Below are 12169 nucleotides of genomic sequence, written 5' to 3'. Positions count from 1 at the left end.
ACAAAATCCTGCGCCGGAGCCCGCGCCAAGGTTTGCATCGTAGAATCTAACTTGTCAAATGCGTTTTATGGGTTAGATTTCTGATATGACAGTATCTTGGACCCCACATCGCTTCACCGGCGGCATTCTTGCGCTCGATACGGCCAACACCGTGGTGTTGCGCAACGATCCGGAAAAGACCTTCGACCGTTTTGACGATCCGGCCGAGATCGCGCGCTTCGCCGATGCCGCAAGCGGCTTTCGCGGTGCCGAGCTTGGCGGCAGACCGCTGGAGGCGACCTCGCCGGACAGGATCGCCCCGGTGGTGCTGGCGATCCGCGAGACGACCGACTGCCTGTTTCGCGGCGCGGTGTCGAAAGGTGCGCTTGCCGCCGGCGACCTCGCCGCTTTTCTCAAGGCCTGCGCCAACGGCCTCGACCGGAGCCTGGCCGAAATCGGCGCACCGGGTAGACCGTTCGGCGACCCATCGACGCCGATCGCGTTCGAGGCGGCGCTGGCGGTTTCGGCCTTGTCGCTGCTGCGCGACGACACGGTCGCCAGGCTCAGGATCTGTCCCAATTGCAGCTGGCTGTTCGTCGACAGGAGCCGCAATTCCAGCCGCCTTTGGTGCGATATGGCTGTGTGCGGCAACCGCCAGAAAGCAAGCCGTCACTATCGCCGCCGCCGCACGGCGCCCCATGAGGTCAACAATGCCTAGGGTTGTTTTTCGTTCGATCCTTGTCGGTGCTGCGCTCATTGCAGCCGTTGCGCTTGGCGCCTGCCGCGACACCGGCGGCGACGGCAAGCTGTTCGAGGTTTCCGGCAAGGTCGTCGTCTTCAATTACCGCCTCGCCCGGGCGACCTATGTCGTGACGCTGCGGCCCCTGCAGCCGATGGGCGAAGGCCAGGTTGCGGTCGCCAGCTTCCAGAATCCGGCTGGCGGTCCTCCCCTGGTGATCGAGCAGAAGGTCTGGCCGAAGCTCGACAAGGTCAGCCTGGAAAGCCCGGCGCTGACCTGTATCGTCAAGGACAAGCCCTATGCGATTTCGATCAGCATCAGGGGTCCTGACGGCACGTTCCTGCAGAAGATCGACACGACGCTGATGTCGAGCGAGGACCAGTCGATCCTTCCCGACCGGCCGCTGGTGGTCGACCAGCTCTATACGGCCAATCCCGATCTTGCCGGCCATCCCGACGGCAAGCTGCCGGGTGAGCCGAAGCCGGATTGCTCGAAAGGCTGATGCGTTTTTGCCCGGCGCGACTGCGTGGAAATTTTCGGTCGCCGGACAACCGCCGCGGACCGATTTCGTGCCGGATCCGCGACGGCAGCGGATCGTTCGTTGCGCTTTGCCTGGCACTTTCGATTTCGTTTGACCTGCCTTGCAAGCGGAGAAAGACTGCGCCATCTCACTCCTACGTTGGCTGCGCGCCCCCGGTGCTGTCTCCGCAGAGGAAATGCCTGATGACGCTGCACGACGTCGCGCTCGACGACAAGTTCGATCTTGGTAAGGAGCGCATCTTCCTGTCCGGCGCACAGGCGGTCATCCGCATGCTTTTGATGCAACGCGAGCGCGACCGCCGGGCCGGCCTCAACACGGCCGGCTTCGTGTCCGGTTATCGCGGCTCGCCGCTTGGCGGCCTCGATATGCAGCTGTGGCGGGCGAAAAAGCAGCTGGCGCAGGCCGACATCGTCTTCCAGCCCGGCCTCAACGAGGAGCTTGCCGCCACCGCCTGCTGGGGCTCTCAGCAGACGGAATTAATGGGCGAAGGCAAGCATGACGGGGTGTTTTCGGTCTGGTACGGCAAGGGACCGGGCGTCGACCGCTCCGGCGACGTTTTCCGCCACGCCAACCTCGCGGGAACGTCGAAGTATGGCGGCGTGCTTGCGCTGATGGGCGACGACCATATGGCCGAATCATCGACCAATGCGCACGCCACCGAATTCCTGTTCGTCGACACCATGGTGCCGATCCTCAACCCGGCCGGCGTTCAGGAGATCATCGACTACGGCCTCTACGGCTTTGCCATGTCGCGCTTCGCCGGCACCTGGGCGGCTATCAAATGCGTCAAGGACAACATCGAATCCACGGCCTCCGTCGATGCCGCGCTCGAGCGCCTGAACATCGTCGTGCCGGAGTTCGATATGCCGCCCGGCGGCCTCAACATCCGCAACGAGATCGACATGCTCGGCCAGGAGGAGCGGCTGCATGAATACAAGCGCGCCGCTGCGTCCGCCTTCATCCATGCCAACCGCCTGAACCGCATCGTCTATTCGGGCGGCCGGGCGCCGAAGCTCGGTATCATCACGCTCGGCAAGAGCTATCTCGATGTCCGCCAGGCGCTGGAAGACATCGGCATCGACGAGGCCGCCGCCGGCCGCATCGGCATCCGCCTGTTCAAGGTCGGCTGCCCATGGCCGCTCGACCTGCAGCATATCGCCGAATTCGCCCGCGGCCTCGACACCATCGTCGTCGTCGAGGAGAAGCGCTCGCTGATCGAGGTGCAGCTGCGCGAAAACCTCTACGGCACCGCCACCCAGCCGGCGATCGTCGGCAAGAAGGACGAGCGCGGCGACTGGCTGTTCCCGGCCAAGGGCGCGCTCGACCCCAACGAGATCGCCATTGCGCTGGGCGAGCGCATCCTGCGCACAATCGGCCCTTCGGAAGAGATCACTGCCAAGGTGGCGAAGCTGCGCCAGTTCCAGGCGATGCTTGCCGACACCAGCGATATCGGTTCGCGCACGCCGTTCTTCTGCTCCGGCTGCCCGCACAATTCCTCGACCAAGGTGCCCGACGGCTCGATCGCCGCCGCCGGTATCGGCTGCCATTTCATGGCGCTGTGGATGGACCGCAACACGGTCGGCTTCACCGCCATGGGGGGCGAGGGCGCACAATGGGTCGGCCAGGCGCCATTCTCCAAGCGCGGCCACATTTTCCAGAATCTCGGCGACGGGACCTACAATCACTCCGGCACGCTGGCGATCCGCTTCGCGCTGTCGACCGATGCCAACATCACCTACAAGATCCTCTACAACGACGCCGTCGCCATGACCGGCGGCCAGCCGCATGAAGGCGGCCTGACTGTCGACATGATCGCCAGGCAGGTGCGCGCCGAAGGCGTCGAGCGCATCGCCATCGTCACCGACGAGCCGGACAAATATGCAGGAAAGGCCGAATTCCCCTCCGGCGCCACCATCCACCACCGCGACGACCTCGACCTCGTCCAGCGCGAGTTGCGCGACGTCAAGGGCGTCTCGGTGCTGCTCTATGACCAGACCTGCGCCGCCGAAAAGCGCCGCCGCCGCAAGCGCGGCACCTTCCCGGATCCCGACAAGCGGGTCTTCATCAACGAACTGGTCTGCGAGGGCTGCGGCGATTGCGGGGTGCAATCGAACTGCGTCTCGATCCAGCCGGTCGAAACCGAGTTCGGCCGCAAGCGCAGAATAGACCAGTCGAGCTGCAACAAGGACTTCTCCTGCGTCAACGGCTTCTGCCCGTCCTTCGTCACCGTGCACGGCGCCAAGATCAGGAAGGCCGAAGGCATTGCCGGGCGCTCCGACCCGCTTGACGGCGTGCCGGTGCCAGCCGAATTCCCGCTCGGTAGCGAGGGTTGGGCGGCGATCATCGACGGCGTCGGCGGCACCGGCGTCGTCACCATAGGTGCTGTGCTCGGTATGGCCGCCCATCTCGAGGACAAGGGCTGCGGCATGATTGACATGGCCGGCCTCGCCCAGAAGGGCGGTTCGGTGTTCACCCATGTCCGCATCGCCCGCACGCCGGACGACATCCACGCGATCCGCGTTTCGGCCGGCAAGGCCGACCTGGTACTCGGCTGCGACCTTGTCGTGTCCGGCGCCAAGAAGGTGCTTGGCGCGGTGCGCGAAGGCCATACCATCTTCCTCGCCAACACCGCCGAGATCATGCCCGGCGAATTCGCCCGTTCGGCCGATTTCTCGCTGCCGATCGAGCGCCTGAAGAAGGCGATCCGTGCTGCTGCAGGCGAAGACAAGACGCATTTCTTCGACGCCACGCGCACCGCCACCCAATTGTTCGGCAATTCGCTCGGCGCCAACATGTTCATGCTCGGCTTCGCTTTCCAGCATGGCGGGCTGCCGCTGTCGGCGCAAGCCGTTGAAACAGCAATCGAATTGAACGGCGAGGCGGTGGCGATGAACATCGCCGCGTTCCGCTGGGGCCGGCGCGCCGCGCATCAGCCGGACTTTGTGCGCGGCCTCATCGCGCAGCCGGGCAAGGCCACTGAGATCGCCGAGACGCTGGACGATATCATCGCCCGCCGCGTCGCTTTCCTCTCTGCCTATCAGAATGCCGCCTATGGCAGGCGCTATGCCGAGAAGCTGGCGGTTTTGCGTGCTGCCGAGGCCAAGGCCGTGCCTGGCTCGACCGCGGTGACCGAGGCCGCCGCCAGAAACCTGTTCAAGCTGATGGCGATCAAGGACGAATATGAGGTGGCGCGGCTCTACACCGACGGCTCCTTCGCTATGGAGCTCTCAAAACAGTTCCAGAGCTACGACAAACTCGAATTTCATCTGGCGCCACCGATCATGGGCAGGCGCGGCAATGACGGCAAGCCGAGGAAATCGAGCTTCGGCCCGTGGATGATGAAGGGATTTCGCCTGCTGGCGGCGCTGAAAGGCCTGCGCGGCACGGCCTTCGACGTGTTCGGCTACAGCACTGAGCGGCGCATCGAGCGGCAGCTTCTGGCCCGCTATGAGGCCGATCTGGAGCTTGTCGCCAAGGCCCTTGCGCCAGGCAGGATCGAGGCCGCCATCGCCCTTGCCTCGGTGCCGGCGCTCATTCGCGGCTACGGCCATGTGAGGCAGGCCAGCGCCGAAAAGGCGGCGGATGAACGAAATCGCCTTCTTGAACGATTCAAGTTGCCGGTGCAGCCAAGCGCATTACAAGCCGCTGAGTAGCCAAAAGGGCCGGAAAAACAGGCCCTTCAGCGCGAGCTAAAGGTTTTTTAATGGGACTATGCCAAGGCTGTGGTTCAGTTGGGCGCCAGTAATGGGCAGAACAAAGACCGATAACATCCCTGTGGATGTTTATATCCAGTTTGTGCGCTCGTTGTTCGACAACGCGCATATGCTGGTCATTGGCGCGCTTTGCCACGCAACCGCCAGCCTTATGGTCTATTGGCGCAACGGCCAGCCTGTCTTCCTGGTTCTTGCCGGAGCACTGCTTGGCATCGGCGTTTGGCGGTATTTCAGCTTGCGGCGGTTCCATCGCCTGGGTGGTTCCATCCACGATGCCTTGGATGCGACACGATGGGAGCGCGAATATATCCTGAACGGCAGCATCCAGGGGCTGATGCTGGGCCTGTTCTGCTTCATTTCGATCTATGTCTACTCGGATGCGTATGCCGAGATCGCAGCGCTCGCCATAACGCTTGGCTCTCTGGTCACGGTCGTAGGCCGAAACTACGGCTCGCCCCGCATGGTCACGATCTTCGCGGTAACCTTCGTCGGGCCGATCGCAGCAGCCCTTATCCTCAGGTTTGACATCCCCAGTGTCGTGCTTGGGCTGCTCATCATCCCGTTCATGTTCATCATCAAGGGCAGTGCCGACCATGTGCGCAACGTGCTGTTCTCGGCCGTGGTCGGGCATAAGCAGGCGAGGCAAATCGCGCAGCGCTTCAACCGCGCACTCAACACCATGTCGCATGGCCTGGTCATGCTCGGACCCGACGGCAAGGTCGTGGTCGGCAATGCCGAAGCAGCGCATCTGATGTCGCTGCGCTCGCCCGACCAGTTGCTCGGGCGGTCGATCCATTCGCTGCTCCTGCGCGGCGTTGCGGGCGGCATGCTGGCGCCGAAAGACTGCCGCTATGTCGAAGCGCAGCTGACGCGCGCCTTGCGCGAAGGCCGTGACCGCAAGGTGCTGGTCTCCTTCTCCAATGGCCAGCACTACGAGTTCTCGGCCCGCGAGGGCAATCAGGACCTCGGCGTCATCACGTTCGAGGACGTCACCGCCCGCGTCGAGTCCGAAGAAAAGATCCGCTTCATGGCGCGCTATGACAGCCTCACCGGCCTGCCGAACCGCGCCTATTTCCATGAGCTCGTCGGCGAGGCCATGGCGTCGGGCAGCCGCGACCGGCTGTGCGCCCTGGCGGTGCTCGATCTCGACGATTTCAAGAGCGTCAACGACACACTTGGCCATCCGGTCGGCGATGGGCTGATCTATGCCGTTGCCGAGCGACTGGCGGCCGTCGCCGGGCAAGGCGTCAATGTCAGCCGTTTCGGCGGCGACGAGTTCATGATCTTCTTCGACCGCGTCGAGGATGAAAGCCATCTGACCGGCCTGCTCGACCAGATCTTTGCCGATCTGCAGGGCGAAGTCGATGTCGCTGGTCACAGCCTGCGCATCCAGGCAAGCGCGGGCGCCGTGCTGTCCAGGGTCGAGGACACCGATGTCGACGCCATGATCGTCAAGGCGGATCTGGCGCTCTACAAGGCCAAGGAACTCGGCAAGAACAACTGGCGACTGTTCGAGGCGGCGATGGATGCGGCGTTCCGCAACCGCCAGATGATGAAGGCCGACCTGCGCACGGCGGTCGAAGGCAAGGCCTTGCGGGTGGTCTATCAGCCCATCGTGGCGATGAACACCATGCGCATCGCCAGCTGCGAGGCGCTGTGCCGCTGGGATCATCCCGACCTTGGGCCGGTTTCGCCCAGCGTCTTCATTCCGCTGGCCGAAGAAATGGGCATCATTTCCGAGATCAGCACCTTCGTGCTCGCGGCGGCCTGCGCCGAATGCGCCAAATGGCCCGCACAGACCAGCGTCTCGGTCAACCTTTCGGCCAAGGATTTCCGCAGCCGCGACGTCGTCCAGAAGGTTCGCGACGCGCTTGCCATTTCGGGGCTCGCCGCCGGCCGCCTCGAGATCGAAGTCACCGAAACCGCGCTGCTCGACGACAAATCGCTGACGCGCCAGTATATCGAGGAACTGAAGCAGCTTGGCGTGCGCATCGCGCTCGACGATTTCGGCACCGGCTATTCAAGCCTGAGCTACCTCCACAAGCTGCCGCTCGACAAGATCAAGATCGACCGTTCGTTCCTGATGGACGTGACCCAGAACAAGCGTTCGCTCGACTTGTTGAAGGGCATCGTCGACCTGACCCGCGTGCTCGGGCTGACCGTCACCATCGAAGGTGTGGAAACGTTCGAACAGCTGAAGATCCTGGTGCATTCGGTGAAACCCGATCTCGTCCAGGGCTTCCTCTTCGGCGCAGCTCTCAGCGCGTCCGGCATCGAAACGATGTCCAATGTGACCTGGCCCTTCGCCGCGGAATTGCGGCCCGTCGCCAAACTCGCGACCACATGAAGCCCAACCTTTAAATCGCGCTTGAAAGCCGTCAAAAAAGCTGTGAATTGCCAAAACGTTAACCTATTGTTAACGTTAATATTCGGTAAACACAGACGATTAGAGTTTCATCTTCTTGTTCATTCGGTCGTCCGGTATGGTTTAGTTGCGACGGCACGAGGGTAACAATGGAAACTCAGCTAGCAGGTATGCCTCTGGTGGCTTCTAGGGCCACCGCTCAGTCTCCTTCGGTGTTTTCTCGTCATATCATGGACGTCCTGGAGCACGTCGAGTATCGCCTTTGCGACGGTGCCGAGGATTTGGAAGCCATCTATCGACTTCGCTACAAATCCTACCTTCATGCTGGCATGGTGAAGCCCGATGCCTCGCGTATGGTAAAGGACGACTTCGACGATCTGCGCAATTCCTACCGATTTGGCGTGTTCTTCGATGGTGTTCTGGTCAGCACCATCAGAATCCACTACGCCTGCGCGAAATACCCTGTTTCCCCCAGCACCGCCGTGTTCGGCGACACGCTGGCGCGGCGGCTGGCAGTTGGCGAGACGTTCGTCGATCCAAGCCGTTTCGCTGCCGATATCGAGTGGTCGACCAGCCTGCGCGTGCTGCCCTACGTGACGCTCAGGCTTGCGGTCGTAGCTTGCAGCCACTTCAAACCGACATATTGCCTGACGGCGGTCAAGGAAGAGCATGCCGGCTTCTATCATCGCATCTTCCGTTCCGAGCAGGCGGTGCCCCCGCGCATCTATCCCGGTCTCACCGTTCCCGTGCATCTGTTCCAGTCGAAGTGCTCCGAAAACATGCAGGCGACGCTGGATCGCTTCCCGTTCTTCAACTCCACGGCGTTCGAGCAGCGCATGCTCTTCCAACGCCCCAAGAGCGGCGAACTCGCACCGCTAACCATCCTGCCCACCGCCAAGTTTTTCCGCGAAGCCGCCTGACACCACTGAAGCCTGCGTAATTCGGCACGCGAACTCTGGAGCTTTCCCGCCGCTTCCGCGTTCTGGATGACCCCGACGCGGCCATAGAAAGGAACCGACATGCATATTCCCGAGCTAGCACTGACCCCGCTGATCTCGCTGATTGCCGGCGTGCTGATCCTGGTGATGCCGCGGCTGCTCAACTACATCGTCGCGCTCTATCTGATCGTCATTGGGCTGCTCGGGCTGTTTCCGCATCTAGCCGGTTGAAACGCAAAACCCTCAACGTTCGACGTTAGGCCGGCGACAAGAGCCCATACCGCCGGCTTTCAACATTCTTTGAGGCTGTTGTCGCTGGTCGTGCGGCAATAGCGCCATTGCTCTTGGTCCAGCTTTTCGCTATGTGCCTCAAAGATGTCTTCGAAGGGGTATTCCTATGGCTGATCACACGCCGACCGGTCCTGTCGAACTGGGCGCGAAGATGGACTATGCCGAACATGACCGCACCTATCATGGCTTTCTGGCGCTGGCCAAATACGGCTCGCTGTTCTGCGGCGCCCTGCTCCTGGCCATGGCTTTCGGCTTCTTCGCAGGCGGCTTCTTCTCCGCGACCATCCTGTTCGTGCTGATCCTCGCCCTCGGCGCCTTCATTCTCCGATAGTCTCTTCAGACCCTTGCCAAGGGCGTAGCCGGACATCCGGCCGCACTCTTTCGCAAAGCCGCACTCTTGCGCAAACAGGTTCCAGCCGAAAGGATCATGCGGTGGGACAGACGGTTTTCATCCCTCGCGAGCTCGATGCCAGCGAGCCTCGTGTCGCGGCCTCGCCCGATACCGTGAAGCGGCTGGCGGCGCTGGGCTTCGACGTCACCGTCGAGACGGGCGCCGGCACCAGGTCGCGCATTCCCGATGAGGAGTTCGCCAAGGCGGGTGCCGCGATCGGCAAGGCTTCGGATGCGAGACGGGCGGATGTGGTGCTGAAGGTGCGCCGGCCGACCGACGCCGAGCTGAAGGGCTACAAATCGGGTGCGGCGGTCATCGCCATCATGGATCCCTACGGCAATGATGCCGCGGTCGCGGCGCTTGCCGAGGCTGGGGTCACCGCCTTCTCGATGGAATTCATGCCGCGCATCACCCGCGCCCAGTCGATGGATGTGCTGTCGTCGCAGGCCAATCTCGCCGGCTACCAGGCCGTGATTGACGGCGCATCGGAGTATGACCGCGCGCTGCCGATGATGATGACTGCGGCCGGCACCGTGCCGGCGGCGAAGATCTTCATCATGGGCGTCGGCGTTGCCGGCCTGCAGGCGATCGCCACGGCGCGCCGTCTCGGCGCTGTCGTCACCGCCACGGACGTTCGTCCCGCCGCCAAGGAACAGGTGGCGTCGCTTGGCGCAAAGTTCCTCGCCGTCGAGGACGAGGAGTTCAAGGCGGCCGAGACCGCCGGCGGCTACGCCAAGGAAATGTCGAAGGAGTACCAGGCGAAGCAGGCAGCGCTCACCGCTGAGCACATCGCCAAGCAGGACATCGTCATCACCACGGCGCTGATCCCCGGCCGGCCGGCGCCGAAGCTGGTGTCGGCGGCGATGGTCGCCTCGATGAAGCCGGGTTCGGTGATCGTCGACCTCGCCGTCGAGCGCGGCGGCAATGTCGAAGGCGCGGTTGCGGGTCAGGTGGTGACGACGGCCAACAACGTTAAGATCGTCGGCCACCTCAACGTGCCCGGCCGCGTCGCCGCATCGGCCTCGCTGCTCTACGCCAGGAACCTGTTCGCCTTCCTCGAGACGCTGGTCGACAAGACCAGCAAGACGCTCGCCATCAACCGCGAAGACGATCTGGTTAAGGCGACGATGCTGACCGACGCTGGCCGCGTGGTGCATCCGGCCTTCGCCAAGGCGGCGGAACAGCCCCATATCGAACCGGCGGCCATTCCGGCCGAGACCATGGTGGCTGATGCCACGCCGAAGAAGGCTGCACCGAAAAAGGCGTCCGACAAAGCCACTGCCGGCAAGTCCGCCGCCAAGCCGAAGGGGATCGCGTGATGGATCAGACCTTGCAGAAAGCCCTCGATCAGCTCGACCAGGCAAGTGCCGCCGTCCGGCTGGCTGTGCAGAACCTGGCCAACGCGCCCGGTGGCGCCGATGCGGCGGGCGATGCCGCGCACGCACTGTCCGGCGGCGCCATCGATCCCTTCGTCTTCCGCTTCGCCATCTTCGTACTTGCGATATTCGTCGGATACTACGTCGTCTGGTCGGTGACGCCGGCGCTGCACACGCCGCTGATGGCGGTCACCAACGCCATCTCCTCGGTCATCGTCGTCGGCGCGCTGCTGGCCGTCGGCATCTCGGCCTCCGGCATTGCCACCGGCTTCGGCTTCGTCGCGCTGATGCTGGTCTCGGTCAACATCTTTGGCGGCTTCCTGGTCACCCAGCGCATGCTGGCCATGTACAAGAAGAAGGACCGGTAGAGAGCCATGAACGCCAACTTCGCGTCCTTCCTCTACCTGGTCTCCGGCGTCCTGTTCATCATGGCGCTGCGCGGCCTGTCGCATCCGACCACCAGCCGCCAAGGCAATCTCTACGGCATGATCGGCATGGGCATTGCCATTGCCACCACGCTGGCGCTGGCGACTCCGTCCGCCGGGCGCTTCGGCCTGATCGTGCTTGGTCTGGCCATCGGCGGCGGCGTCGGCGCCGTTACAGCGCGCCGCATCGCCATGACTTCGATGCCGCAGCTGGTCGCCGCCTTCCACTCGCTGGTCGGCCTTGCCGCCGTCATGGTAGCGGCAGCCGCCATCTACGCGCCGGAAAGTTTCGGCATCGGCACGAATGGCGACATCCACGCCCAGGCGTTGATCGAGATGAGCCTTGGCGTTGCCATCGGCGCCATCACCTTCACCGGCTCCGTCATCGCCTTCCTCAAGCTCGATGGCCGCATGTCGGGCAAGCCGATCATGATCGGCGGCCGTCACATCATCAACGCGGTCCTCGGCATCGCGCTGATCGTGCTGATCGTGCTTCTGGTCACCACCGAGGCCAAGCTGGTGTTCTGGCTGATCGTCGCGGCTTCGCTGGCGCTCGGCGTCCTCTTGATCATCCCGATCGGCGGCGCCGACATGCCGGTCGTCGTCTCGATGCTGAATTCCTATTCCGGCTGGGCCGCCGCGGCACTCGGCTTCACGCTTGGCAATCTGGCGTTGATCATCACCGGCGCGCTGGTCGGCTCGTCCGGCGCCATCCTGTCCTACATCATGTGCAAGGGCATGAACCGGTCGTTCATCTCGGTCATCCTCGGCGGCTTCGGCGGCGAGACCGCGGCGGTTGCCGATGACGGCATCGAACGCACGGTCAAGCAGGGCTCGGCCGACGACGCTGCCTATCTGATGATGAACGCACAGAAGGTCATCATCGTGCCGGGCTACGGCATGGCGGTCGCCCAGGCCCAGCACGCGCTGCGCGAAATGGCCGACAAGCTCAAGGCCAATGGCGTGGATGTCAAATACGCCATCCACCCCGTGGCCGGCCGCATGCCCGGCCACATGAACGTGCTGCTCGCCGAAGCCAATGTTCCCTATGACGAAGTGTTCGAACTGGAAGACATCAACTCCGAGTTCGCGCAGGCCGATGTCGCCTATGTCATCGGCGCCAATGACGTCACCAATCCGTCCGCCCGCGACGACAAGTCGTCGCCGATCTACGGTATGCCGATCCTCGACGTCGACAAGGCCCGCACCTGCCTGTTCGTCAAGCGCTCGCTCGGCTCGGGCTACGCCGGCATCGACAACACGCTGTTCTACAAGGACGGCACCATGATGCTGCTCGGCGACGCCAAGAAGATGACCGAGGAAATCGTCAAGGCCATGGATCACTAAGCCGCCGCAACCTTCCACTGGAAGGTTGTCGGTCCATCATCGGAAACAAAAAAGCCCGGTTCGA

10 protein-coding genes are annotated in these 12169 nt (G+C 63.1%); all 10 read left to right on the top strand.

Translation table 11 applies throughout. The annotated features are described in order from the left end of the window. The first annotated feature begins 85 nt into the window (after positions 1-85). The 10 genes from NKK52_RS27155 (at position 86) to NKK52_RS27110 (ending at position 12105) form a co-directional block, all read left to right on the top strand. Complete coding sequence (locus tag NKK52_RS27155) at positions 86-697, top strand: CGNR zinc finger domain-containing protein (RefSeq protein WP_023683519.1); 612 nt, start codon at positions 86-88, stop codon at positions 695-697. Continuing rightward, entirely contained in the window at positions 690-1220 is a 531-nt protein-coding gene (locus tag NKK52_RS27150; RefSeq protein WP_023671345.1) for a hypothetical protein, read from the top strand. The genes NKK52_RS27155 and NKK52_RS27150 overlap by 8 nt, the downstream gene beginning before the upstream one ends. Before the next feature lie 221 nt (positions 1221-1441). Beyond that, positions 1442-4912 (top strand): indolepyruvate ferredoxin oxidoreductase family protein, encoded by a 3471-nt coding sequence (locus tag NKK52_RS27145; RefSeq protein ID WP_352630252.1) that lies wholly within the window; start codon positions 1442-1444, stop codon positions 4910-4912. Between the two features lie 91 nt (positions 4913-5003). Next, positions 5004-7319 carry a putative bifunctional diguanylate cyclase/phosphodiesterase gene (locus tag NKK52_RS27140; protein WP_023683520.1) on the top strand — a complete coding sequence of 772 codons (2316 nt, stop codon included), beginning with the start codon at positions 5004-5006 and terminating at the stop codon, positions 7317-7319. 167 nt (positions 7320-7486) lie between these two features. Further along, complete coding sequence (locus NKK52_RS27135; RefSeq protein WP_023683521.1) at positions 7487-8257, top strand: N-acyl amino acid synthase FeeM domain-containing protein; 771 nt, start codon at positions 7487-7489, stop codon at positions 8255-8257. Between the two features lie 99 nt (positions 8258-8356). Next, positions 8357-8506: a DUF3096 domain-containing protein gene (locus NKK52_RS27130; protein WP_023671341.1), complete on the top strand. Its 150-nt coding sequence runs from the start codon at positions 8357-8359 to the stop codon at positions 8504-8506. Positions 8507-8672: 166 nt separating this feature from the next. Next, entirely contained in the window at positions 8673-8897 is a 225-nt protein-coding gene (locus NKK52_RS27125; RefSeq protein WP_023671340.1) for an aa3-type cytochrome c oxidase subunit IV, read from the top strand. Positions 8898-8998: 101 nt separating this feature from the next. Beyond that, positions 8999-10276, top strand: a complete 1278-nt coding sequence (locus NKK52_RS27120; protein ID WP_023671339.1) for a Re/Si-specific NAD(P)(+) transhydrogenase subunit alpha — start codon at positions 8999-9001, stop codon at positions 10274-10276. Next, the gene (locus NKK52_RS27115) at positions 10276-10701 is read left to right on the top strand and encodes a proton-translocating transhydrogenase family protein (RefSeq protein WP_032885960.1); all 426 of its coding nucleotides are present in this window, start codon (positions 10276-10278) and stop codon (positions 10699-10701) included. Before NKK52_RS27120 ends, NKK52_RS27115 begins: the two co-directional genes overlap by 1 nt. A 6-nt stretch (positions 10702-10707) precedes the next feature. Continuing rightward, entirely contained in the window at positions 10708-12105 is a 1398-nt protein-coding gene (locus tag NKK52_RS27110; protein WP_023671337.1) for an NAD(P)(+) transhydrogenase (Re/Si-specific) subunit beta, read from the top strand. The last annotated feature ends 64 nt before the right edge of the window (positions 12106-12169 follow it).

It is taken from the genome of Mesorhizobium sp. C277A, assembly GCF_040324395.1.
Classification (GTDB): domain Bacteria; phylum Pseudomonadota; class Alphaproteobacteria; order Rhizobiales; family Rhizobiaceae; genus Mesorhizobium.
The sequence above is the reverse complement of the archived record's forward strand: the minus strand, read 5'-3'. Positions and strand labels throughout refer to the sequence as shown.

What these genes read in the sequence shown, in the direction of transcription:
- NKK52_RS27140 (WP_023683520.1), top strand. Translation starts at nt 5,004, where the DNA reads ATGGGCAGAACAAAGACCGATAACATCCCTGTGGATGTTTATATCCAG.
- NKK52_RS27125 (WP_023671340.1), top strand. Translation starts at nt 8,673, where the DNA reads ATGGCTGATCACACGCCGACCGGTCCTGTCGAACTGGGCGCGAAGATG.
- NKK52_RS27115 (WP_032885960.1), top strand. Translation starts at nt 10,276, where the DNA reads ATGGATCAGACCTTGCAGAAAGCCCTCGATCAGCTCGACCAGGCAAGT.
- NKK52_RS27155 (WP_023683519.1), top strand. Translation starts at nt 86, where the DNA reads ATGACAGTATCTTGGACCCCACATCGCTTCACCGGCGGCATTCTTGCG.
- NKK52_RS27135 (WP_023683521.1), top strand. Translation starts at nt 7,487, where the DNA reads ATGGAAACTCAGCTAGCAGGTATGCCTCTGGTGGCTTCTAGGGCCACC.
- NKK52_RS27145 (WP_352630252.1), top strand. Translation starts at nt 1,442, where the DNA reads ATGACGCTGCACGACGTCGCGCTCGACGACAAGTTCGATCTTGGTAAG.
- NKK52_RS27150 (WP_023671345.1), top strand. Translation starts at nt 690, where the DNA reads ATGCCTAGGGTTGTTTTTCGTTCGATCCTTGTCGGTGCTGCGCTCATT.
- NKK52_RS27130 (WP_023671341.1), top strand. Translation starts at nt 8,357, where the DNA reads ATGCATATTCCCGAGCTAGCACTGACCCCGCTGATCTCGCTGATTGCC.
- NKK52_RS27110 (WP_023671337.1), top strand. Translation starts at nt 10,708, where the DNA reads ATGAACGCCAACTTCGCGTCCTTCCTCTACCTGGTCTCCGGCGTCCTG.